The 24,050-nt window shown below is 67.5% G+C and carries 22 protein-coding genes; 6 read left to right on the plus strand and 16 right to left on the minus strand.

Annotated elements, in window-relative coordinates; genetic code table 11:
- Positions 1-63 precede the first annotated feature (63 nt).
- The gene (ccsB, locus tag ACZF5Y_RS02850) at positions 64-1,098 is read left to right on the plus strand and encodes a c-type cytochrome biogenesis protein CcsB (RefSeq protein ID WP_497535287.1); all 1,035 of its coding nucleotides are present in this window, start codon (positions 64-66) and stop codon (positions 1,096-1,098) included.
- Positions 1,099-1,129: 31 nt separating this feature from the next.
- Here ccsB and ACZF5Y_RS02855 read toward each other — a convergent pair whose 3' ends face one another.
- From ACZF5Y_RS02855 to ACZF5Y_RS02920, 14 genes are all read right to left on the minus strand, one after another.
- Positions 1,130-1,807 carry a chlorite dismutase family protein gene (locus tag ACZF5Y_RS02855; RefSeq protein WP_497534320.1) on the minus strand — a complete coding sequence of 226 codons (678 nt, stop codon included), beginning with the start codon at positions 1,805-1,807 and terminating at the stop codon, positions 1,130-1,132.
- Positions 1,808-1,911: 104 nt separating this feature from the next.
- Positions 1,912-2,865, minus strand: coding sequence for a polyphosphate kinase 2 (ppk2, locus tag ACZF5Y_RS02860; protein ID WP_497534321.1), 954 nt, complete (start codon positions 2,863-2,865; stop codon positions 1,912-1,914).
- Positions 2,866-2,959: 94 nt separating this feature from the next.
- A complete protein-coding gene (locus tag ACZF5Y_RS02865; RefSeq protein WP_497534322.1) occupies positions 2,960-3,274 on the minus strand; it encodes a metal-sensitive transcriptional regulator in 315 nt (104 codons plus the stop codon).
- Positions 3,275-3,293: 19 nt separating this feature from the next.
- Positions 3,294-4,202 (minus strand): EamA family transporter RarD, encoded by a 909-nt coding sequence (gene rarD / locus ACZF5Y_RS02870; RefSeq protein ID WP_497534323.1) that lies wholly within the window; start codon positions 4,200-4,202, stop codon positions 3,294-3,296.
- Positions 4,203-4,205: 3 nt separating this feature from the next.
- Complete coding sequence (locus ACZF5Y_RS02875) at positions 4,206-4,658, minus strand: GNAT family N-acetyltransferase (protein WP_497534324.1); 453 nt, start codon at positions 4,656-4,658, stop codon at positions 4,206-4,208.
- A gap of 9 nt (positions 4,659-4,667) precedes the next feature.
- Entirely contained in the window at positions 4,668-5,675 is a 1,008-nt protein-coding gene (locus ACZF5Y_RS02880) for an ROK family protein (protein WP_497534325.1), read from the minus strand.
- Positions 5,672-7,150 (minus strand): glycoside hydrolase family 3 protein, encoded by a 1,479-nt coding sequence (locus ACZF5Y_RS02885; protein WP_497534326.1) that lies wholly within the window; start codon positions 7,148-7,150, stop codon positions 5,672-5,674. Before ACZF5Y_RS02885 ends, ACZF5Y_RS02880 begins: the two co-directional genes overlap by 4 nt.
- Positions 7,147-8,049, minus strand: a complete 903-nt coding sequence (locus ACZF5Y_RS02890) for a carbohydrate ABC transporter permease (protein ID WP_497534327.1) — start codon at positions 8,047-8,049, stop codon at positions 7,147-7,149. Before ACZF5Y_RS02890 ends, ACZF5Y_RS02885 begins: the two co-directional genes overlap by 4 nt.
- Positions 8,046-8,963: a carbohydrate ABC transporter permease gene (locus ACZF5Y_RS02895; protein ID WP_497534328.1), complete on the minus strand. Its 918-nt coding sequence runs from the start codon at positions 8,961-8,963 to the stop codon at positions 8,046-8,048. Before ACZF5Y_RS02895 ends, ACZF5Y_RS02890 begins: the two co-directional genes overlap by 4 nt.
- A gap of 89 nt (positions 8,964-9,052) precedes the next feature.
- Positions 9,053-10,411 carry an extracellular solute-binding protein gene (locus ACZF5Y_RS02900; RefSeq protein WP_497534329.1) on the minus strand — a complete coding sequence of 453 codons (1,359 nt, stop codon included), beginning with the start codon at positions 10,409-10,411 and terminating at the stop codon, positions 9,053-9,055.
- An 84-nt stretch (positions 10,412-10,495) separates the two neighbouring features.
- Entirely contained in the window at positions 10,496-11,692 is a 1,197-nt protein-coding gene (locus ACZF5Y_RS02905) for an ROK family transcriptional regulator (protein ID WP_497534330.1), read from the minus strand.
- Positions 11,693-11,876: 184 nt separating this feature from the next.
- Positions 11,877-12,710, minus strand: coding sequence for an endonuclease domain-containing protein (locus tag ACZF5Y_RS02910; RefSeq protein WP_497534331.1), 834 nt, complete (start codon positions 12,708-12,710; stop codon positions 11,877-11,879).
- 413 nt (positions 12,711-13,123) lie between these two features.
- On the minus strand, positions 13,124-14,254 hold the full coding sequence (locus ACZF5Y_RS02915) for an ABC transporter ATP-binding protein (protein WP_053352522.1): 1,131 nt from the start codon (positions 14,252-14,254) through the stop codon (positions 13,124-13,126).
- A 114-nt stretch (positions 14,255-14,368) separates the two neighbouring features.
- Positions 14,369-15,079, minus strand: a complete 711-nt coding sequence (locus ACZF5Y_RS02920; protein WP_497534332.1) for a GntR family transcriptional regulator — start codon at positions 15,077-15,079, stop codon at positions 14,369-14,371.
- Positions 15,080-15,265: 186 nt separating this feature from the next.
- On the opposite strand from ACZF5Y_RS02920, the gene nagB reads away from it, so the two are divergent.
- The 4 genes from nagB to ACZF5Y_RS02940 all read left to right on the plus strand — a co-directional run bounded on the left by nagB (position 15,266) and on the right by ACZF5Y_RS02940 (position 20,037).
- Positions 15,266-16,060, plus strand: a complete 795-nt coding sequence (gene nagB / locus ACZF5Y_RS02925; RefSeq protein WP_497534333.1) for a glucosamine-6-phosphate deaminase — start codon at positions 15,266-15,268, stop codon at positions 16,058-16,060.
- Positions 16,057-17,316 (plus strand): N-acetylglucosamine-6-phosphate deacetylase, encoded by a 1,260-nt coding sequence (locus ACZF5Y_RS02930; protein WP_497534334.1) that lies wholly within the window; start codon positions 16,057-16,059, stop codon positions 17,314-17,316. The genes nagB and ACZF5Y_RS02930 overlap by 4 nt, the downstream gene beginning before the upstream one ends.
- Before the next feature lie 111 nt (positions 17,317-17,427).
- Entirely contained in the window at positions 17,428-18,642 is a 1,215-nt protein-coding gene (locus ACZF5Y_RS02935) for an NADP-dependent isocitrate dehydrogenase (protein ID WP_053352637.1), read from the plus strand.
- Positions 18,643-18,795: 153 nt separating this feature from the next.
- Positions 18,796-20,037, plus strand: coding sequence for an MFS transporter (locus ACZF5Y_RS02940; RefSeq protein ID WP_497534335.1), 1,242 nt, complete (start codon positions 18,796-18,798; stop codon positions 20,035-20,037).
- A gap of 78 nt (positions 20,038-20,115) precedes the next feature.
- Here the strand turns inward: ACZF5Y_RS02940 and ACZF5Y_RS02945 are convergent, their stop codons facing one another.
- Together ACZF5Y_RS02945 and ACZF5Y_RS02950 are read right to left on the minus strand one after the other, a co-directional pair.
- Positions 20,116-21,090 (minus strand): helix-turn-helix domain-containing protein, encoded by a 975-nt coding sequence (locus tag ACZF5Y_RS02945; RefSeq protein WP_497534336.1) that lies wholly within the window; start codon positions 21,088-21,090, stop codon positions 20,116-20,118.
- Positions 21,091-21,118: 28 nt separating this feature from the next.
- Positions 21,119-22,177, minus strand: a complete 1,059-nt coding sequence (locus tag ACZF5Y_RS02950; protein ID WP_497534337.1) for a LacI family DNA-binding transcriptional regulator — start codon at positions 22,175-22,177, stop codon at positions 21,119-21,121.
- Positions 22,178-22,369: 192 nt separating this feature from the next.
- Between ACZF5Y_RS02950 and ACZF5Y_RS02955 the strand changes: the two genes are divergently transcribed.
- The gene (locus tag ACZF5Y_RS02955; RefSeq protein WP_497534338.1) at positions 22,370-24,037 is read left to right on the plus strand and encodes an ABC transporter substrate-binding protein; all 1,668 of its coding nucleotides are present in this window, start codon (positions 22,370-22,372) and stop codon (positions 24,035-24,037) included.
- The last annotated feature ends 13 nt before the right edge of the window (positions 24,038-24,050 follow it).

Consider the following 24,050-nt stretch of genomic DNA (forward strand, 5'->3'; position numbering starts at 1 on the left):
GTACGGAAGCGTGACGGCAACGTGCAGATTTCCCAGCATCATCGGCTACCCTGAGGGACTGTGCTGACCCCCGAGCTGGAACACTATTCGACGATTGCCCTGTACTCGGCGATGATCGTCTACGCCATCGCCTTCGTGTTCTACGCGGTCGATCTCGCGAACCGAAGCGGCGATGCCGCGCTTGCGGAGCGCAACTCCGCGCGCACTGCGGCTTCGGGCGATCTGACGATCCCCGCGGCGACGGCCGCGAACAGCGCTGCCGCGCAGTCGTCGGGCGGGGTCGCGACCCTCACTCGCACCCCTCGTGCGGCATCCGGTGGCGCCGAACCCAAGGCGCGGCGCTCGCGCACGTTGCGCATCGGGTTCTCGCTCACGGTACTCGGGTTCCTGCTGCACCTCGCGGCGACCGTCATGCGCGGCATCGGTGCCGAACGCGTTCCGTGGGCGAACATGTACGAGTTCGCGCTGACCGCAACCTGCGCCATCGTGCTCATCTTCCTGGTGACCCAGTTCTTCGTCGACCTCCGGTTCCTCGGAGCGCTCATCACCGGCATGACCATCCTCTTCCTCGGCGTCTCGAAGGTGAACTTTTACGTCGCCATCGTGCCGCTGCAGCCCGCGCTCGATTCGTACTGGCTCGTCATCCACATTCTCGTCGCCGTGCTCGCCGTCGGCTTCCTGACGCTGTCGTTCGGCTTGTCGGTGCTGCAACTGCTGCAGGCGCGTCGCGAGAACCGCAATGCGATCGGGGGCGAGCCGACGATGCGCTTCCTGTCGACGTTCCCGAGCGCGGTGCGACTCGAAGACCTGGCGTACCGGCTCGCGATCATCGGCTTTGTGTTCTGGACCTTCACGCTCATCGCTGGCTCCATCTGGGCCGAAGCAGCGTGGAGTCGCTACTGGGGCTGGGACACCAAGGAAGTCTGGACCTTCGTGATCTGGGTGCTCTACGCCGGCTTCATCCACGCGCGTGCGACGCGCGGATGGCGTGGCACGCGCTCGGCATGGCTGTCGATCATCGCGTACACGGCGGTCATCTTCAACTTCACGATCGTCAACGTCTTTTTCAAGGGGCTGCACGCCTACTCGGGTCTCTAAGCCGACCCGCTGCCCCCGGGGTGCGCGGCAGTTACTGCAGCACCTCGACGATCTCCGCCGGGTCGACCAGTCGGCCGGCGAGTACCCCCAATCGCGCGGACCCATCGCCCGCATCGCGCAGGTGATTCACGATCCAGGCGAGTTCGTCGGCCTCGTGGGTCACGATCCAATCGGCGTCGCCGACGCCGTGCGCCGCGGCGACCTGCACGGCGACGTCGCCGGTCGCAGCGCGAACCGCGCCGGGGTGTGCAGCCGCGGTCGTGACCGAGAGCCACTGCCGGGGTGCCGTGTCGACGACCGAATCCGTCGATGCTTCGACAACGGACTCGGCATCATCGATGACGATGCCGAGCGCGCCCCAAGTGCGAATCAGGGGAGCGAGCAGAGCCGTGCGGCGCAGCTGTCGCAGCGACCACTGCAGGTCTTCCGGGGCGATGCCCTGCAGCCAGACCAGCAGATCGGCATCGGAGCGCACGCCGCTGACGTCGTACCAACCGCGCAGCACGACACCCTCGTCGTCGAGCTCACGCGCGACGTCTTCGAGCTCGCGCACGATGCCCGGTACGTCGCGACCATCGAGCACCACCGGGTGCGAGGAGCTCACGCGAAATGTCGCGAAGAGGGAGAAGAGCAGCTCAGGGCCATCGGGCTCGACCTGAGCCTCAGGTGCGGCGCTGACGGGTGCGAGATTGAATGCCGGATCGCTCATGCCTCAATGGTCGCCCGACGCTGCGGGCGGCGCAAGGGGCTGGCGCTCAGACTCTTCGGCTCAGCGACTGTCGGCTCGGCGACCGTTGACCGTGGGCGGCCGGCTCAGCGACCGCCGACGACGGGGAAGGTGCCGGTCGGCGTCTCACCCTCGTCGTACACCGTCGCGGGTGAGCCGATCAGGCGAGAGTCGGGCTCGCCGACAACCTCGAGATCTTTGTCAGGGTAGTCGAAACGCGAGAGCACCCACCGCATTGCCTCGAGTCGAGCCCGCTTCTTGTCGTTCGACTTGACGACGGTCCACGGCGCCTGAGGCGTGTCCGTGTAGAAGAACATCGCCTCTTTCGCTTCGGTGTAGTCGTTCCACTTGTCGAGGCTCGCCAGGTCAGTCGGCGAGAGCTTCCACTGCTTCACGGGATCCTCGGAGCGCGACATGAAGCGTTCGTGCTGCTCGGCCTTGCCGACCGAGAACCAGAACTTGACCAGGTGCACTCCCGAGTTCACGAGCATCTGCTCGAACTCGGGCGCCGAGCGGGTGAATTCGAGGTACTGCTGCGGAGTGCAGTAGCCCATGACGCGCTCGACTCCGGCGCGGTTGTACCAGGAGCGGTCGAACATGACGATCTCACCGGCTGACGGCAGGTGCTGCACATAGCGCTGGAAGTACCACTGCGTGCGCTCGCGCTCGGTGGGAATCTCGAGTGCGACGACTCGGGCACCGCGCGGATTGAGGTGCTCGGTGAAGCGCTTGATCGCGCCGCCCTTGCCCGCGGCGTCACGTCCTTCGAAGATGATGACAATCTTCTCGCCCGACTCCTTGACCCACGCCTGCAACTTCAGCAGTTCGATCTGCAGCAGTCGCTTCTCGATTTCGTACGCACGGCGCGACATCTTCTCCGTGTAGGGGTAGCCTTGCCGCCATGCCGCTTCGAGCCCCTGCTCGCCCGTCTCGACGCCCAGCAATTCATCGAGCTCGTCGATTTCGGGCGTCACATCGACGTCGCCGGGCCCGGCGAGTTCGAACCGCGGTTCGCGAGAGGGTGCGAGTTCTTCTGCCATGCTGACGCCTTTCGATGCTGCGGATGCTGCCGGGTACCAGTGTGCTCCGCCGCGGTGAACGCGAGGCAACACCGAGGTAGACGACGGGTGGCGCTCAGCGCACCAGACGGGCGATGGCGGCTGACGCTTCGTGCAGCTTCTCGGCAGCGACCTCGCCGCCTTCCGCAGCAGCCGAGGCGACGCAGTGCTTGAGGTGATCATCGAGCAGCTCGAGTGCGACCCGTTCGAGCGCCTTCGTCGCGGCTGACACCTGCGTGAGGATGTCGATGCAGTACGCGTCTTCCCGCACCATCCGCTGCACGCCGCGTACCTGACCCTCGGCTCGGCGCAGACGCCTCAGCAACTCATCCTTGTGCTCGATGTACCCGTGGGTGTGTTCGGCGCAGCCGGCCTCCATCACTTCGCTCATGCGAGAACTGTACCCGGCTTCAGTCGCTCGTTCGCGGTCGGCGCAGCACTCGTGTGAGCCCACCGATGATCAATACCAGCACGGCGGCCCAGATCGCGGCGTAGAGCGGAAACTCTGCAGGGTCGATGCGCTCGCCGTTGAGCAGCGACGAGACCACGAGCAGCGCGGGCTCGAGATAGCTCAGCAGACCGAACATGCTGATGGTGAGCATGCGAGATGCAGCGATGTACAGCACCACGGCGAACCCGGTTCCGATGCCGAAGAGCGGACCGACCCAGAGCAGCGCCGGGTTCTCGGCGATCGAGTTGCCCGTTACGAGTTCGTGCAGCAGGAAGAACAGTGCGAATGGTGCGACGGCGATGAACTCCCACAGCATGCCGCCGAGGTTTGCGAAACCGAGTGCGCGACGCAAGACGAAGTAGATCGGGTACCCGATGCAGACGAGCAGCGTCTCCCAAGAGACTCCCCCGACGCGTACGATCTCGAAGACCACGCCGATCGCGGCGACGCCGGCGGCGAGCCACTGCCACCACACCAGGCGATCCCGATAGAGGAACTTTCCGACGAGCACCAGCACGAGCGGCAGCAGGAAGTATCCGAGTGCGACCTGCAGGCCGCGCCCGTGCAGGGGTGCCCACGTGAACACCCACAGTTGGAGGCCGACCAAAATGCCGCAGGCGAGCACCCCGAGTGCGAGCACCGGGCGGCGACGGATGCGCGCCCAGAGCTCGGCCGCCAGGTGCCACTGCCGCACGGCGACGAGTGCGAGCACGATGATCGGGATCGTGACGAGGTTGCGCAAGCCCCAGATCGCCTCCGCAGGCGCGGGGGCGAGATAGGGCGTGACGAAGTAAATGCCGGCGAACAATACAGAAGAGGCGACCGAAACGATCGCCCCTCGTGTTTCGCGGCTCAGCGAGCCGAGCACTGCTTACAGGTCGATCGCGCCGATGACCTCGCCGTAGGGCGTTTCACCGACCGGGGCGAACCCGATATGCAAGAAGAATGCTTCCGGGCCGTCTTCGCCGCGCTCCCAGAGCACCGTCAGCCGCGCGACGCCTCGTCGACGCGCCTCCTCGATGAGCGCGTTGACCGCGAACGTGCCGACGCCGGAGCCCTGAACATCAGCGTCCACGTTGATGCGCCACAGAGCCGCACGGAATTCCTCTTGCGACGCATCCGGGTCGAAGTTGCCGTGGATGAAGCCCACGACGTGGTCGTCTTTGAGTACGACGCGCTGCCAGGAGGTGTGCGCCGGGGTCACGGCTGCGGCGGCTGCGTACGAGACCGGAGTGATGAACTGCTCCTGACCCCGCTTGAGGCCCAGCGTGTTCACCGCGACGATGGTCGCTGCCGAAAGCTCTTCGAGTCTCAGATCGCTCATGGAATAAGGCTAACGCTTCGCGGCGGTCGCGCAAGACCCGTCGGCGGGTGCTGCGGCGATGGAGGCGCCGGTACCGGTTGCGATGGTGTGGGGAGCTGCAGTGCCGGGCGCGCCGATGGCGGCGAGCGCAGCGCCGACCGCAGCGGCGGGGGAGTGCTCGGGCAACACGCGCACCCGGGAAGCGATCCGCAGCTCCGCGATGAACGGGCTCGATGCCTCCCACTCGGCGATGGTCGACTCGACGGCATCAAAGAACCGATTCCCGAGGAGACGCAGCCCGCCGCCGACGACGATGGTGTGCGGGTCGAGCAGCAGCACGAGCATGCGCAGCGCTGTGGCGGTGCCGCGCACCAGGTGCTCGAACGCCGCCTGTGCCGCAGAATCCCCGCGATCGATCGCTGGGAGCAGCGCCCGGCCAGGGTGCTCACCGCCGCTCGGCCAGTAGGCGCGCAGTGCGGATCCGCTGGCTGCGGTCTCCAGGCATCCGAACTGCCCGCAGGGGCATGCGCGGCCGAGCGGATCGATCGGAAGATGCCCGATCTCACCCGAGATCCCTGTGGCTCCGCGCTGCAGCACTCGGTCGATGACGAGTCCGTTTGCCAGCCCCGTGCCCAGATTCACGTAGACGACGGTGCCATCGAGTCCCATGAGGTGCGCCGCGCCGAGAGCAGCGGCATTGACGTCGTTGTCGAGTGCCACGGGCACGCCGACGCGATCGCCGAGTCGTCGCGCGAGAGCGAGGCGCTCGATACCGAGGTTGTAGGCGAGCTGCACCTCGCCGGCGTCGCGATTGATCTGCCCGGGGATGCCGACGCCGATCGAGGCGAACTCCGTTGCCGGTCGGCCGACGGCGGACGCGAGATCGTCGATGGCCCGCTGCGCCGTCGCGAGTACTGCCTCCGCGCCCGGTACGGTCGACCGTCTGACGGAGGCGACCACTCGGCCGTCGGCGTCGATCGCGACCGCCTCGGTCTTGGTGCCACCGATATCCATGCCGACGCGGAGTGTGCGGTTCATCGCGTGCTCCCGGTCAACAGGTGCCGCACGGCTTCGCCTACGCGAAGCGTCGACCCGGAGGTTTCGAGATCCGCGCCCCACTCGGGGTCGGGCCACCCCATTTCGACGATCAGCGTCGGCACGCCATCGTCGCGCAACGATGCGATGCCGTCGCGCGAGAATTCGTGCCGGTGCAAATCCCGGCCGACGATGATGACCCCATCGGCCGGCGAGACCCCGGGCGGCAGCGCACCGCTCCACGGCATGGGGGTCTCGGCCGTGACGATGATGTCGCCGGGAGAAGCGGGTGGACCCCACGGAGCGGCGCCGACTGCCTGGTTCGCGGATGATTCAACGCGCAGCAGGCGAGCACGGGGATGCGCGGCCGCCCAGTGCGCTGCCGCCTCGGTGCCGGCGAAACTCGCGGCAATGCGCTCAAGTTCGGCTGGTGCGGTCGGCTCCGCCTCTGGTGCGAGCCCTGCGTCCGTCGAGCCGGCGTCGGCGACGCCGCGTGCCGTGCGAGCGCGCAGCTCGTCGACGCGCTCCGCCGCGCGGTGCAGACGGTCGGCCGCGAGACGTCCGTCGCTCACGGCCGCGATCACCTGCTCCTCGATCTCGGCCAGCAGCTCCGGGCTCGATCGGGTGCCGAGGCACAGCAGATCGCACCCGGCCGCGAGTGCCCGCACCGCAGCTTCGGGGATACCGATCTCCGCACTCGCTCCACGCATGTCGAGCGCGTCCGAGACGATCACGCCGGTGAAACCGAGTTGTTCGCGCAGGATCCCCTGCAAGATGCGCGCGCTGAACGTCGCGGGGAACTCCGCGTCGACCTCGGGCAGCAGAATGTGCGAGGTCATGATCGCGTCGACTTCGGCAGCGATCGCCGCCGCGAACGGGGGGAGGTCGCGCTCCGCAAGCAGCTCAGCATCGGCGTGCACTGTGGGCAGGTGCAGGTGCGAATCGAGCGCGGTCGCCCCGTGCCCCGGAAAATGCTTCGCGCAGGCGGCCGCGCCGGTGCCGCGCAGGCCGCGAACCCAGGCGCTCACGTGACGGGAGACGAGGTCGGCGTCTGCCCCGAAGCTGCGCGTGCCGATGACGGGATTGCGCGGGTCGCTGTTGACATCGGCGACGGGTCCGAGCGCCAAGGCGAAGCCCGACGACAGGAGCTCACGGCCCACCTGCGCGCCGACGCGCTCGGTGACGTCGACGTCGTCGATGCGACCGAGCACGGCCGCGCCAGGGTATGGGGACCCCTCCCGATAGTGCAGCCGCGTGACCTCACCGCCCTCCTCATCAATCGCGATCATCAGGTCGGACGAGGCCGAACGGAGCGCGGCGCCGAGCGCGGCGAGCTGGGGCTGATCCTGCACGTTCTCGCCGTACACGCACCACGAGTGCACACCGCCCGAGATCGCGTCGAACACCCAGCTCGGAGGCTCGAGCCCGGCGAACCCCGGCATCAGCGTGGTACGGATGGCCCGTCGCAGCTCGCTCATCCCTTGACCGCCCCGCTCACGAGGCCGCTCGTCATGCGCCCCTGCACGATGAGGAAGAAGATGATCACCGGCACCGCGACCAGTGTCGATGCCGCCATGACCTCGCCCCAGTCGATCGCCCGCGAAGCCGACTGCTGAATGAATCCGCGCAGCCACAGGGGCAGTGTCTGCGTGCCCGAATCCTGCAGGATCACCAGGGCGACGGTGAATTCGTTCCATGCCTGCAAGAAGGCGTACACGCCGCTGGCCACCAAGCCGGGTGCGAGGAGCGGGAACGTGATGCGCAGAAACGCCTGCGTGCGGCTCAGCCCGTCGACCATGGCGGCCTCCTCCAGCTCCGCAGGAATGCCCGCAACGAAGCCGCGCAGCATCCAGATCGTGAATGGAACCACTGCGGCGATGTAGATGATGCTCACCCCGACCACCGAGTTGAGCAGATTGAGCGACCCCATCAGCTTGTACTGGGCGATGAACATGCCCTCGGCGGGCAGCATCTGGATGAAGAGCACGGCGAGCACGAAGCTGCGACGGCCGCGGAACCGGAACCGGCTGATAGCCAGGGCCGCGAGAAACGCGAAGATCAGGCAGCAGGCGACCGCGATGCCGGCAACCGCAAGACTGACGCCCAGTGCGCGAAGAAACGAACCGTCGGAAACGACCGAGAAGAAGTTGCGCAAGGATCCGCCGACGGGCAGCAATCGCGGCGTCGACTGATCGAGAACGACGCCCGGCAGCAGCGACGAGTTGAGCATCCAGTACACCGGGAACACCCAGATGAGAGCGACGAGGATCGCGACGACCGCGAGCACCGTGCGCCCCGGCCGGCCGATCCGCGCACGACCGCGCTGCCGCAAGACCTCGACCGGGGCCGTCATAGTGGTGGTGCGAGGTGCACTCATCGCTCCTCATCCTCCTTCAGCAGATTGCGAACGTAGGCCCAGCTCAGCGCGATGGTGAGCAGGAGCACAAAGATGGACATCGCGCTCGCCATCGCGAAGTCGCTCGATCCGATGCCGATCTGATAGATGTACGTGCCGAGCACGTCGGTCTGGCTCGCGATGGAACCGCGATCTTGCAGCAGCTTGATCTGGGTGAAGACCCGCAGATCCCAGATGATCTGCAACAGCATCACGATGCCCAGCACCGGCTTTACGAGCGGCAGAATGATGAACCGGAATCGCTGCCACGGGCTTGCGCCGTCCATCTGCGCCGCCTCGAGCACTTCACCGGGCACCTGTGTTAGCCCCGCGTACATCGAGAACGCGACGAACGGCACGCTCATCCACACCACGATGATCAGGGCGACCCCGAAGAACGACAGCGGATCTTGCAGCCAGTTGTGCCCCTGGACCGGAAGCCCGATCGACCCCAGCGCCCAGTTCACCAACCCTCGGCGCCAATCGAAGATCCAGTTCCAGATGGTCATCGCGGCGACCACCGGGGTCGCCCAGGCGAGCAGCAATGAGATCTGCAGCGCGAGGCGCGCCGCGGTCGGAACCACCTGCATCAGCAGCGCCAGAGCGGTGCCGACAACCATGGTGACCCCCGCGGTGACGAGGCAGAATGCGATCGACCGGGCGACCACGAGCCAGGTTGTCGGGTTCGAGAACAACTCGACGTAATTGCCGAACCACACCCACTCGGGAGGCTGGCCGAACTGCTGGGCCAGCCCGAAGTGCTGCATCGAGGTGATGACCTGCCACACGACCGGGTAGCCGAGCGCGAGCAGCACGATCAGCGTCGCGGGGAGCAGCAGTGCGTAGGGCGCGATGCGGAAGCGGGGTCGGCGAGGAGCGACGGTGGAGTCTGCCATGACCGGCCTTTCGAAGCGAGAGGGGAGCTGGAACGGTCTGCGGGAGTCGGGCCCGGAATGCCGCAGCACCCGGGCCCGACGATCCTGCATTACTTCTGATTGAGCAGCGCGTCGAGCTTTGCGTTCGTATCGACCGCGAGCTGCTGCAGATCATCGGCATCGCGGATCTTCGAGAAGAATTCCTCCATGATGCTCTTCGACTCGATCGCGGCCCAGCCCGGTGCGGCGGGGGTGAGCTTCGAATTCGAGGCCGATTCGATCAGCGCCTGCGCGAACTGGTCGTCGCCGAGCGACGACGCATACTGCTGGTTCGCTGGGCCGAGGCCGTTCTCGCCGAGCATCTTCTGGTAGTCCTCGGAGTAGACGATGCGCAGCAGCTCTTTGGCAAGCTCCGGTTCATCCGACTTCGCCGAGATACCGAGGTTCGAGCCGCCCGCGAACACCGGGGCCGGCTTGCCGTCGTTGCCGGGAAGCACGAAGGTGCCGAACACCTCGTCGTTCCACTCGCGCGCCGCCTCACCGTCGTCGCCCGTGGTGAGATCGCCGATCGAGAAGTGCGCCCAGCCCGGCGCCATGATGGTGGCCGCAGAGAGCGACAGGTCGTCGGTCACCGCCCCCGATTCATCTTTCACCTGATCGGAGTCGTTGAGGTACTGGTACTGATTCGCATCCTTCGCGTCGTTCGGAGCGTTCGATGCCGTGCGGTAGATCTGCTGCAACTGCTCGAGGCCCTTGAGCGACTCGGCGGAGTCGAGCGTCGCCTTCCACGAACCATCGCTTTGCTGCTCGGCGATGTTGCCGCCGTTCGCGAAGATCCACGAGATCCCGTCGCGCCAGTCCTGGCCGCCGAGGTAGAAGCCCGAGAACTTGTCGATGCCCTTCGGGTTTTTCTCCGTGATCGAAGTGACGGCCGCATTGAACTCGTCGAGCGTCTTCGGCACCTCGATGCCCGCCGCCTGCCAGACATCCTTGCGGTAAAACATGTACCGAGAACCGAAGTAGTAGGGGAGCGTGTACTCCTTGCCGTCGACCTGACCCACCTCGACGAACGACGGCAGCAGATCATCGCCCCCGAGCTCGTCGTACATGTCACTGACGTCCAGGAACGCCCCCACGTTGGTGAACGTCGGGGAGAGCGTGTTGCCGATCTCGGTGACGTCGGGAGTGTTGTTGGCGTCGGGGAGGGCCGTGGTCAGCTTCGTGACGATGTCGCCCCAGCCCTGCTCCTCGATCTTGAGCGTGGCGCCCGTGCGATCGTGGAACTCATCGGTGAGGTAGTCGCGCAGCGTGTCAGGCGTATCACTGCCGATGAGCCACAGGGTGATCGACTTGCCGTCGCCGTCGACGGCGCCCGAGCCGCCGGAATCGCCGGCGCCCTGACTGCAACCGGTGAATAGGAGTGCGGAAGCCACGGCCGCAGCGGTGAGGCCGGTGAGCTTTCTCTTCATGGGAGGTTCCTTCTTTCGGAGTGACTGTGGAATGGATGGATGTGAGTCGGTGTATCGCACCCGCGCATCGGGCGGGTCAGCGGGTTAGGTGATCCCGAGCGTCGCCCCAAGCACCACGGCCGTCGCGCCCCGCAGAATGAGGTCGTCGCCCTGGCGGGTGGTGCGCAGCACGAGATTGTCGTGCGAATCGGGCATGGTGCGGCGGCGCAAAATCTCGAGCGTCGCCTCGGCGAGCACCCCGTCGACCAGTTCGATCGGGCCCGCGAGCACGACCTCGGCGAGGTTCAGCACGCCAACCACCGGTGCGAGTGCGATGCCGAGGCGCTGCCCGGCCTCACGGAGCACGGCATCGCGCTGGTCGGGATGCGCCGCGAGCGCACTGGTCAGCGACGGTACTGACAACCAGTGCTCAAGCACCTGACCGCGGGCATAGGGGGCCTCGATGCCGAGATCGGTGCCCACCATAACCTGACCGATCTCGCCCGAGGCGAAGCGAGTGCCGGTGACCGGACGGCCCGCGATGATGAGGCCCGAGCCCACACCGTGACCGATCGTGATCAGGATGAAATCGTCGGTCGCGTCACCGAACCGCAGCTCAGCGAGGGCGGCGAGGTTGGCGTCATTCATGACCACCGTGGTGATGCCGGTGCGCTCGGCGAGCAAGCCGCGCAGGTCGAGCTGATGCCAGCCCAGGTTCGCGGCGGTGCGCACCACCCCTTCGGCGTCGACAACACCCGGAGTGCCGACGCCGATGCCGAGCACTGGCACCGAGGCGCGCTCGAGCAGCTCGAGCGCGAGCCGCACCGCTCGCTCGCTCGCGGCTTCGCCGACGGCGCCGTCGAGCGGTGTCTCGGCGCGGTCGACGACCGTGCCATCGAGGTCGAGCAGTGCACCGCGGAACCGTCGGTCGTCGCTGAGATCGAGCGCGAGCACCGAGAACGCCGAGCGGGCGAGGTCGACGAGGATCGCGGGTTTGCCGGGGCGCTGCGACTCCTGAACGCCGAGCTCGGTCGCGAGCCCGTCACTCAGCAGTTCGGCGACAAGGCCCGAGACGGTTACCTTCGTGAGCCCCGTAGCCCGGGCGAGGTCGGCGCGGCTCATCGGGCCGGCAGCCGAGAGGGTCTGGAGCACCAGCGTGCGATTGTGCTGCTTCGCGTCGCCGGGCGTCGCGCCCAACCCGGCGCGGTGAGCGCCCCCGAACTGGGCGCCCGCGATAGGGAACGCGGCGGGGCCGGGAGCGGGGCTGGGACGCGTTCTGGAACGCGACAGTGCGATCGTCATGACAGTTAGTAAAGCTAACGAACTAATTCTGCGCAAGTCCTGCGGCAGAATTTTTTGCCTGAGCCTCGTCATTTCCGTCGCCTCTCAGTTTTGGTGTCACTTTGTTTCGTGTCTGAGCGGTGTGAAGCGGATTTCACTGCACTTTGTGACCCCGACTCGCTCGGCTGGTCGGCTGACGACTGGCTTATCGTGCGAGCGCATTGGCGAATGCCTTCGCGATTCTCATGAGGAGTTGTCGCGGATCTCTCAGGTCTGCGGCGGTGACTCTGATGACGCGCCATCCTTGGTCGTGCAGGAGTTCGATCCGCCGCATGTCGAGTTGCACCTGCTGTGGATCGGTGAAGTGGTGCATACCTTCGTATTCGATTGCAATGCGAAGCTCGGGGTACCCCAAGTCGACGTGCAAGGTGCGAGGCCGACCGTTGATGTTCACGGCCACGGCACAATCGACGGTGGGTTCCGGGTAACCGGCACCCATGAGTGTCAGACGCAACCGGGTTTCCTGGGGTGAATCCACACCAGCACGTACCGCTTCCAATGCTCGCGCGCGGAGTGGAGTGCCGGTTCCTCTGGAGTGCCGACGGTGGGCCGCGCGAAGTTGATCGAGGGTCGCGAGCTCCGAGTGGCGCTGCCCGCCGCTATTCAGGATGCGAGTGCCTGACACAATGGCGTCTCCGGCGACGACCAGGGCTTCGAAGCCGAGTACGGCGCTGAGCTGACACCAGATATCGGCGGGGCTCGGAATTCGTACCCCATTGTGCGACTCGAACTCGAGGGTGTCATGACGCACACGATGCCCGAGCAGGCCGGCTCGTCGCGGAGCGCGGGCTGGAGTGATGACGCCGACTTCGACCGCGCGATGCGGAGGAGGCGGAGCGGGAATGCGGAGGATCGCGGCTGCCGAGCGGCGAGAAATGAATCGGCCGGTGGTCAGAGATGCGCCGACCGCCAGGCAACGATCTCGATACTCATGCAGATCGAGTCCGCTGTCGGGCGTCACGACGAGCCCGGTCGCCACACGCGCGAGGCGTGGAGATCGGAGGCGGCCTCGGCTCACTCCGACGCTGCGGAGAGCGCCGACTGAGTGTGCGCCGGGAGGGATCGGGGCTGTTGTTGATTGCCGCATAGGGCCAGCCTGGCGGGACAAGGTCGCGGAAAACGACGCAGGCGGAGCCTGCGACGAATCTGTGGAAAACCAGCGTGCAGGAGGTTGCTGTGCGCGCACGACGAGCCAACGACGCCTCACGCCGAAGCGCGCCCTGCGCTTCGCTACCCCGCCTCCACGCGAATCGGTGTCAAAAAGTGCGGTCGGGAGTGCGAAATCGAGCCCCAAAACTACACAAAGTGACACCGATCCGGGAAGATCCGGAGGCCCGGAGGCCGGGAGGCCGGAATGCCGAAACGCGCAAGCGCAGCGGCAGCGAGAAAGCGCTACGAGATGCGCGCGCCCGTCGCCGCGTCGAAGAAGTGCAGGCGTTCGGGCGCGGGAACGAGCGTCACCGTTTCGCCGGCCGCGGGGTGGTCGCGGCCGTCGACGCGGGCCACGATCGTGGCGCCTCCCGAGCTGGTCGAGGTGAGCGCGTCGGGGTCGACGCCTGATCCGCCGCCGGCGACCGAGGTGGTGCGGCCGTAGAGGTAGCCGTCGGCGCCGAGTTCTTCGACGAGGTCGATCGTGACCGACAGGCCCGGCGTGCCTGCGGGCGCGAGCGTCAGGTCTTCGGGTCGGATGCCGATGGTCACGCCCGATCCGGTTGCGCGTTCGCGAACGCCGGGCGAGAGCGGCACGCTGAGCGAGCCGGTGCGCGCGGATTCGCCCGAGATCTCGGCGGGGAGGAGGTTCATAGCGGGCGAGCCGATGAAGCCCGCGACGAACACGTTGTCGGGTGCGGCGTAGAGGTCGCGAGGGGTACCGACCTGCTGCAGCACACCGTCTTTGAGCACGGCGATGCGGTCGCCCATGGTGAGCGCTTCGGTTTGATCGTGCGTGACGTAGACCGTGGTGACGCCGAGCCGTCGCTGCAGCGACGCGATCTGGGTGCGGGTCTGCACACGCAGCTTGGCGTCAAGGTTCGAGAGCGGCTCGTCCATCAGAAACACCTGCGGCTGCCGCACGATCGCGCGCCCCATCGCGACGCGCTGCCGTTGCCCGCCTGAGAGCGCCTTCGGCTTGCGATCGAGGTACTCCTCGAGGTCGAGCATACGGGCCGCCTCGAGTACGCGCTCGTCGCGCTCGGTCTTCGAGACGCCCGCGATCTTGAGCGCGAAGCCCATGTTGTCGGCGACGCTCATGTGCGGGTAAAGCGCGTAGTTCTGGAAGACCATCGCGATGTCGCGATCCTTCGGGGGCATTTCCGAGACGTCGCGATCGCCGATGATGATGCGCCCCGAGTCGATCTCCTCGAGCCCTGCGAGCATGCGCAGCGTGGTCGATTTGCCGCAGCCCGACGGGCCGACGAGCACGAGAAATTCTCCGTCGCCGATGTCGAGATCGAGCTCATCGACCGAGGGGCGCGTTGCGCCCGGGTACACGCGAGACACGTGGTCAAACGTCACTGTTGCCATGATTTCCTCCACCGGCAGGTACGTGCCGGACGATCCGTTGTAGAGCCGGCAGCCTCGCGGCCACCGGTGCCCGTCGTTGGGCGGCCCCAGGCTAACAGCGCGACTGCGCGGGTTTCAAGGGCGCTGCCCGTGGGCGACGAACCGGAAGCGGTCGCCGCGGAAGCGGGAACGGGTGAACTCGCGGGCGACCCCGTCGGCCGATCGGGCCACGCGGGCGACGAGCAGCAGCGGGTGGCCCACGGCGACGCCGAGACGCTCCGCATCTTCAGGCCCGGCGAGCGCCGTGCCGATCTCGTCATCGACGCTGTCGAGATCGATGCCGTACTCGTCGTGGAGCGTCGCGTACAGCGAACCGTGCACGGCGAGGGCGCCCGCGAGCCCCGGGTACGTGCCGGGCAGGTGCGCGATCTCGTGCGCGAGCGGGGTCGCCTCGTGCAGGCGCACGCGCTCGACGCGGGTGACGGGTGAGCCGGCGTCGAGGCCGAGTGCGGCAGCGAGATCGCGCTCGGGATCGCCGCCCGCCGCGGTCTCGACGATACCGAGCACGCGACTGTCGAGCGGCTCCTCGCCGAAGTCTTCGCTGAGCGAGGTGAGTGATCGCACGTGCACGATCGGCAGGGGTGCGACGAACGTGCCGCGGCCCTGCTCGCGCACGATGCGCCCCTCGGCCTCGAGCGCGGAGAGGGCCTGTCGAATCGTGGTGCGCGAGGTGCCCCAGTGCTCGGCGAGTTCGCGTTCGGTGGGCAGCGGATCGCCCGGCCGAGCATCGCGCAGCGCCTCGAGCAGGTGAAGTTTCTGCGCGTAATGCTTGGGCGTGCTGGGCATGGTTTCTCCCGAGAATGGCATCGGCGAGCTGGTTCACGGCGCGGTTGACATCGCTGTCTCTGCGCTGCAAACTTGCCGATGAGGATTGGTCTAGTCCATTTTACGATCTCGTTGGCGTGTGCGCCACGGGTGCGCGCACGACTGATGCGCGGGAGCAGAACGTATCGGGAGTAAGGGAGACACGACGTGGATGTCATCATCGAGGCGGACGCGGCAGCCGTCGCCGAGCGCGCCGCCGACCTGATCGCGGCCGTGATCGAGGGCTGGCCGAATTCCGTGATCGGTGTCGCGACGGGTTCGTCGCCCCTCGGCACCTACGACGCGCTGGCTGCCCGGGTGCGCGACGGACGCCTCGACACCGGCGGCGTCACGGCGTTCGCGCTCGATGAGTACGTGGGCCTGGCACCGGGGCACCCGGAGAGCTACCGATCGGTGATCCGCCGCACCGTCACCGAACCCCTGCGGCTCGCACCCGACCGCGTGCACGTGCCCGACGGCAGCGCCGATGATCTCGAAGCCGCGTGTGCCGAGTACGAGCGCGCGATCGCCGCGGCTGGCGGCATCGACGTGCAACTGCTCGGCATCGGCGCGAACGGGCACATCGGATTCAATGAGCCGACCTCGTCGTTCGCTTCGCGCACCCGGGTGAAGACGCTGGCTCCGCGCACGCTCGCCGACAATGCCCGCTTCTTTGACGGCGATCAGCCGCCCGAGCACTGTCTGACGCAGGGGCTTGGCACCATTCTCGACGCTCGCCGGCTGGTACTCGTAGCCCAGGGCGCCGAGAAATCGGATGCCGTTGCGCGCATGATCGAGGGGCCCGTGGCGAGCATCTGCCCGGCGAGCGCCTTGCAGCTGCACCCGCGGGCGACGGTCATCATCGATCGAGCGGCGGCCGCCTCCCTGACGTTGACCGAGTACTACGAGCACGTGCAGGCCCGTATGCCCTCCTCGGCATACGCAGGTGGCGGATCGCGATGACTTCGACCGATCACTTGCTGACCGCTGCCCGCGTCGTGACGAGCAGCGCGGTGCACGCGCCGGGATGGCTGCGCCTTTCAGGTGAGCGCGTGGAGGCAATGGGGGGCGGGGTGCCGCGCGATGCCGACGCGCACTCACCGCACCGCACCGACCTCGGCGAGGCGACCATCGTGCCCGGATTCGTCGACATTCATGTGCACGGCGGGGGAGGATCGAGCTACCCCGACAGCGGCTCGGGCGCCGGGGCCGAGGACGGGGTCGCGTTGGCGAGACGGGCCCGTGCCGCGCATCTCGCGCACGGTACGACACGCAGCATGGCGAGCCTCGTCGCGGCGGCACCCGAGCGCCTGTTGGCCCAAGTGGCGGCGCTCGCGCCGCTCGTTGAACGCGGCGAACTCGGCGGCATCCACCTGGAAGGACCGTGGCTGAGCGCGGGCCGGGCCGGCGCGCACGATCTAGAGGTGCTGCGCGCGCCCGACCCTGCCGAGATCGCTGACCTGCTCGACGCCGGGCGATCCGGGGCAGACGGACGAACCGCGATCGCGGTCGTCACCTTCGCGCCCGAACTGCCCGGAGCGATCGCCGCGATCGAGCAGTTCGTCGCCGCAGGCGTGCGCGTCGGTATCGGCCACACCGACGCCGATGCGGCCTGTACGCAACGCGCGATCGATGCCGGCGCGACCTTGGCCACGCACCTCTTCAACGCGATGCCGCCGCTGCACCATCGGCAGCCGGGGCCGGTGCTCGCACTCATGCACGATCCGCGCGTCACCCTCGAACTCGTCGCCGACGGCACCCACCTTGCCCCCGAGCTCGCTCGCTGGGTGGTCGCATCGGCCGGAGCGCAGCGCGTGGCCCTCGTCACCGACGCGATGGCGGCGGCCGGGCAGGGCGACGGCGACTATCGACTCGGGGGTCTCGACGTCGTGGTGCGCGACGGGGTGGCTCGGTTGCGTGGCGCGTCGGGTGGCATCGGCGCGATTGCCGGCAGCACGGCCACGATGGATCGGCTCTTGCGTACGTGGCTTCTCGGCGATCGCGACGCCGCCGACAGCATCGCCGAGCCTCCGGGCGACGCGCGCTGGATCGAAGCGGTGCGGGTGACCGCCACGACGCCGGCTCGCGCGGTCGGTTGGGTCGACTCGGGCGATCTCGCAACCGGGATGCGGGCTGACCTCGTCGTGCTCGACGCCGCGGTGCGGGTGCAGCGGGTGATGCGCGGTGGCACGTGGGTGGCGGATCGCCTGACGACGTGAGCGGATCGCCGGTATGGGGATCCCCCGTGAAAACTATCTCGATGTCGAGATACCCGCCGCGACTCGGGTAGGATGGATCGCGGTTTGACCACGACGAAAACGGGAGATGTGTTGGCGAAGATCAAGGTTGAAGGTACGGTCGTCGAGCTCGACGGCGACGAGATGACGCGCATCATCTGGCAGTTCATCAAGGACCGCCTGATTCACCCCTACCTCGACGTGACGCTCGAGTACTACGACCTCGGCATGGAGCACCGCGACGCGACCGACGACCAGGTCACCATCGACGCGGCGCACGCGATCCAGAAGCACGGCGTCGGCGTCAAGTGCGCCACCATCACCCCCGACGAGGCGCGCGTCGAAGAGTTCGGCCTCAAGAAGATGTGGCGCAGCCCGAACGGCACGATCCGCAACATCCTCGGCGGCGTGATCTTCCGCGAGCCGATCATCATCTCGAACATCCCGCGCCTGGTGCCCGGCTGGAACAAGCCGATCATCATCGGGCGTCACGCATTCGGCGATCAGTACCGCGCCACCGACTTCCGCTTCCAGGGCGAGGGCACCCTCACCGTCGAGTTCACCCCGAACGACGGCTCCGAGCCGCAGAAGTTCGAGGTCTTCCAGTCGCCGGGCGACGGCATCGCGCAGGTGCAGTACAACCTCGACGCCTCGATCCGCGACTTCGCTCGCGCTTCGCTCAACTACGGCCTGAGCCGCAACTACCCGGTGTACCTCTCCACGAAGAACACCATCCTGAAGGCCTACGACGGCCGCTTCAAGGACGTCTTCCAGGACATCTACGACACCGAGTTCAAGGAGCAGTTCGAGGCTGCCGGGCTCACCTACGAGCACCGCCTCATCGACGACATGGTCGCTTCGGCCATGAAGTGGGAGGGCGGCTACGTCTGGGCCTGCAAGAACTACGACGGCGACGTGCAGTCGGACACCGTGGCGCAGGGCTTCGGCTCGCTCGGTCTCATGACCTCCGTGCTGGCGACGCCCGACGGCAAGGTCGTCGAGGCCGAGGCCGCTCACGGTACCGTCACCCGTCACTACCGTCAGCACCAGCAGGGCAAGCCCACCTCGACGAACCCGATCGCGTCGATCTTCGCCTGGACGCGCGGTCTCGCGCACCGCGGCAAGCTCGACAACAATCAGGAGCTCATCGAGTTCTCGCACACCCTCGAAGACGTCGTCATCAAGACCGTTGAGTCGGGCAAGATGACCAAGGATCTCGCGCTGCTCGTCGGCCCGGATCAGGCGTACCAGACGACTGAGGAATTCCTCGCGTCGATCGACGAGAACCTGTCGACTCGACTGGCGTAATCTCGCCTTCGCGTTCGCGCGCAACGGGGATCGGTGCTTCGGCGCCGGTCCCCGTTGCTCTGCCGGAGCGCGATGCCGCCAGCCCGGACGATGCGTCGGACAGTCGGGACCGATCGTCGGGCGCTCGGCACCCGATCCGACCACGATGGAACCATGACGATTACTGCTCCCGTTCCCACGGTGCCCGCGGCCGATGCCGCGACCGGGAAGGCCGCGCGCCGACCCATGAACTACCCCGCGCTGATCACGATGATGCTGATGAGCTTCTTCCTCGTGACTGCCGAATTCGTGCCGAGCGGCATGCTGACGAGCATCGCGGCCGGCCTCGGGGTGACGCCGGGGCAGGCCGGACAGATGGTCGCGGTCACCGCGTTCGCCGGGCTCATCGCGGCGCCGACGGTGGGCCTGATTTTCCCGAAACTCAACCGTCGCTCGCTGCTCGTGTGGCTGTCGATTGCCGCCGCGCTCTCGAACGTGCTCGTCGCCATCTCGCCGAACCTGCTCCTCGTGATTCTCGCGCGCTTCATCTTGGGTGCCGCGATCTCGGGCTTCTGGTCGATGTCGATCTCGGTCGCCGCGAAGATCGCCGGGCCGGATCGCCTGGGCAAAGCGGTCATGTTCAACTCCGCGGGCGTATCGCTTGCCACGGTGGCCGGTGTGCCGCTCGGCGTCATGCTCAGTGAGGCGCTCGACTGGCGCAGCGTGTTCTGGGTCGCTGCGGGACTCAGCGCCGTGCTCGCGCTCGTGCTTCGATGGCTGCTGCCCTCCGTGCCGGCCGAGAACGCCGCCCGTCTTTCGACGCTCGGGGCCGCGCTGCGACGCCCCGGTATTGCGCTCGGCGTCGTCGCGAACGTGCTCGTCGTCTCCGGGCACTTCTTGGCCTATACCTACGTGCGCCTCGCGCTCGAGCGGGTGAGCGAGGGCGGCACGATCATCGGTGCCGACACGATTGTCGTGCTGCTTGCGCTCTTCGGTGTCGGAGGCCTCGTCGGCAACGTCGTGATCGGGTTCGTGGTCGACCGCGGCTATCGCGCGCTCATCATCGTGACGCCGGTGCTGATCGCCGGGTTGATTTCGCTCATCATCGCTTCGTCGGGGTCGCTGTGGGCGACCGGCGGCGCGGTCGTCGTGTGGGGATTCTTCTACGCCGCCTGGCTGATCATCGCGAACACCTGGGTCGGCAACCGCCTGCCCGACTTGCTCGAGGCCGGCGGCAGCCTCATCGTCGTCGGGTTCCAGGCCGGCATCACCATTGCGGCAGCGTTCGGCGGGCTGCTGGTCGATGCGTGGGGCATCGTGGCGGTCTTCGTGATCGGCGGGGCAGCACTGCTCGTCGGGGCCGCGCTGTTCGGCATCTCCGACCGCATCTCGGAGGGTCGCCGCACTCAGAGGTGATCCTCAGCGCACTCGACGCCGGGGCCGCAGTCAGCACGCAGCGACTGCGGCCCCGGCGTTGCCGTGTGGATCTGCGTGCTACGCCCGCGCGGCGCGCAGTGCACCGGATCGCCAGGCCGACGGGGTGACCCCGACCCGGCGGCGGAACGCGCGGCTGAAACCGTCATCGGAGGTGTAGCCGATGGCCCGCGACACTTCGGAGACGCCGCGGCCTTCCGCGAGAAGCTGCTGAGCCGACCGGATGCGCACATCGGTGAGGTAGTTCGCGGGTGAGGTGCCGGTGGCGATGCGGAAGCGCTCGGCGAATACGGAGCGCGACATGGCGCCGGTGCGGGCGAGGTCCTCGAGGGTCCAGACGCGGCCCGGGTTGGCATGGATCGCCTCGACCACTCGGTCGAGGAACGGGTCGTTCGTGCGCGAGGGCCAACCATCGGGGGCGCATCCGCGGATCGCCCAGGCGCGAATCACCGAGACGAGCACCGTGTTCGCCATCATGCCGCAGACGATCGACGATCCGGCCTGATCGGCGCATGCCTCGGCGGGCCGACCGACCTCGGGCCCGAGCATCGAGGCCAGGGCCGCGACGGCGGGTTCGGTGCCGGGCAGATCGCGCACGAGGATCGTGTCGGGCAGCAACTCGAGCACGTGGGCGGTCGCTTCGGTGAAGTCGAGCGATGAGAGCAGCACGAAGGCGTGCTCGTCGACGCGCAGCGCATGCGCCTCGCGTCCGGTGAACAATTGTGCGTCGCCGACCGAGAGATGGCGCGCTTCGTCGCCAGCGGAGGCGAGCGCGGCATCGGGCACTGCGGCCCGCGGGCCGCTCGGATGCACGTGCAAGTCGCCTTCGATGACGTACACGAGGGTGACGCCGCCGCGGGGGATCGAGACGACCTCGCCCGGAGTCACCGTGACGCGGTGCTGCTGTTTCACCCGAGCGTTGATGCTGGCGAGCACCCGGTCGATCGCCGCGTCGCGGTCATCATGAGCGGTGCGAGTGGCAGCGGTCGCTGCGGCTGTTGAGGCCGCGGAGCTGGCGCGTGAGGGGGCGGGCATGCGGAGTGCAACGCCGCATCACGCCGCCCTATTCCGCGCGTGACGCCGTGTTTCGGGTGGTCGACTCACGGACGTCGAGGGTGGCTCGAGGCACCTCGAGTGCGATGTCGAGCGGCTTGCCCTCGGCGAGGAGCACCGCCACCTCCACGGCTCGGGCGGCGATGCCTTCCGGGTGCAGGTCGAGCGTGGTGACGCTGGGGCGCGAGATGCGATTCTGCAGCGCACCGGAGCCGGCGGCGAGCAGCAGGTTGTCGGGCACGCGAATGCCGCGCTTCGCCGCGGCGGCGTTGAGACCTGCCGCATGGCGGCCGGTCAGGCAGAAGATGGCGTCGGGCGACTCGGTGGCCCCAGACCCGGGGCCTGCGCCGAAGAACCGCTCGACTGCGGCCTCGCCGACCTGCTCGCCCTCGGATTCGGGGAAGGCGGCGATATCGGGCTGCTGTCCGCGCAGTGCGCACCAGTCGCGGTAGGCGTCTTCAGACTCGCGGTTCCAGGAGTTGCCGTCGGTGCCGGTCAGGAGCGCGACGCGGTGCGCGCCGGCGTCGGCGAGGTGGTCGAGTGCGAGCAGTGTCTCTTCGCGATCGCGGGTCGCGAGCTCGACGAATTGCCCGGGGCGCGCAGGGTCGGAGCCGATCACCACGAAGGGGATGTTGCGCTGGTCGAGCATGGTGAGTACGGGATCGTGCTCGAACGGCTCAGACACGATGTAGGCATCGGCGGCGGTGGCGCTGAGCGGGGCCTCGGGTCGCGTCGGGTCGTCGACGAGCATCATGCTGTACCCCCGTTCCATGGCGGCGAGCGAGGCGGCTCCCGCCATGCGGAGGAAGTAGTCGACGCCCTCGGGAAGGAACGTGTCGAGGGTGTGCAGCGGTCGAATGACGAGGGCGAGCAGGCCGAGTCTTGAGCTCTGCAGACCCTGCGCGATTGGGCTCGGGCGGTACCCGATCTCGGCGGCGACGCGGGCGATGCGGTCGGCGGTCTCCTGGCGCACCACACCTTTGCCATTGAGGGCGTGCGAGACCGTGGTCGGCGAGACGCCGGCAGCCTTGGCCACGTCTTTGATGGTCGGTCGCACGCTCGCTCGCATCCCGTCAGAATAGTCGGTCGCGCTGCGAGACCGCGATCGGGCTCCGCGATCGGGCGCTCTCGCAGCGTCACCGAATCGTAACACCCAAACCGTTTTTCACAAACCGTTTTGGGTGCTACGATCGCCAGTGCGTCTTCGCTCGGGTCACCGGGTCGGGGAGCTTCAAAGACGAAACTTCGAACGGAGAACAACGTGAAACTCGCACCGATGCGGGCGACCATCGCCCTCCTCGCCATCGGGGGCCTCGCCCTCGCAGGCTGCGCATCCGGCAGCCGCGGCGGCGATTCCGACGGCGACGCCGCCGTCACTGACGAATTGCTGCAGACGACGCCCGAGGCGGCCGGTGAGGCCGACACCGTCACCTGGAACTCGACCTACGGCGAGCTCGCCAGCCTCGACCCCGTGAAAGCGTTCAACTACCCCGAGAACACCATCGTCTCGAACCTCTGCGAGCCGCTCTTCGAGATGCAGCCCGACTTCTCGGTGCAGCCGAACCTCGCCACCGACTCGCAGACCGATGATGGCAAGACGTGGGTCTTCGACATCCGCGACGACGTGCAGTTCTGGGACGGATCGCCGATGACGGTCGACGACGTCGTCTTCTCGATCAACCGCCACATCGACCCTGCCGAGGGCAGTTACTGGGGCGGTGGCACTGTCGCCAACATCGCCAGCGTCGCCGCAACGGGCGACGCGCAGGTCACCATCACGCTGAAGAGCGCCGACTACACGCTGCCCTCCTCGCTGAGCACCGTCATCGGCGTCGTCGTGCAGCAGAAGCAGCGCGTCGCCGCCGGCGAGAACTACGGCAACCCCGACACCGGCGTGATGTGCACCGGCCCGCTGAAGTTCACCCCCGGTGACTGGAAGCAGGGGCAGTCGATCACCCTCGAGCGCAACGACAACTACTGGGACGCTGACTCGGCTGCGAAGGCCAAGCGCGTCGAGATCGGCTTCGTCGTCGATTCGACCGCCATCGCGAACGGGCTGAGCACCGGTGAGATCCAGGGCTCGTACGACGTGCCGCTGCCGGCACTCGGCCAGCTCTCCTCGAGCACCTCGGGAACCCTGTACTACGGACAGGGCATGCAAGACATGGCGATCATCTCGACCGGTGAGGGCGCCTTCGGTGATCCTGCGGTGCGTCGAGCGTTGACGCGTGCGACGGATCGCCAGGCGATCGCCGACACCGTCTACGAGGGCACGGGCACGGTGTCGCGCTCGGTCGTGCCGCAGTCGCCGTGGGACGCCGTTGAGGCGGCGACGCCCGGCATCGCCGACCTGCGCGACGAGGAACTGCCCGATCTGAGCTTCGACATCGACGCCGCGAAGACGGAACTCGAGGCCGCGTCGGCCGATCTGTCGCAGCCCATCAAGATCGCCTACCCCAGCGAGCGCAGCTTCTACGCCGACATTCTCAATGAGATGGCGAACGGTGCGAAGGAACTCGGCATCACCCTCGAGCCCACCGGTGTGCCGAGCGCACAGTTTGGCGCCTTCTTCTCCGACCCCGAGGCGCGCGCCGGATACGACGGCTTCGTGACCACGAACTACCTGAGCGCGCCCGACCCGCTGCTGCATCTCATCAGCGTGGCGAAGACCGGGAGCGACCAGAACTACTCGGGCTTCTCGGATGCGAAGGTCGACGCCGCGCTCGACGCAGCCATTGCGGAAAGCGATGACGCCGAGCGCGCCAAGCTCACCGTGCAGGCGGAGGCGCTGATCATGGAGCAGCAGCCGTGGGTGCCGATCAACGACCTCGCGGTGCGGATGTACATGGACGAGAGCATTACCGGAGCCCCGGCCTCGTTCGTCTACCTCTACTACCCCTGGGCCGCCGACATCGGCGCAGCGGCCTAAGCGGCGCCTCGGA

The sequence above is a fragment of the Leucobacter sp. WKLB1 genome (assembly GCF_059696215.1).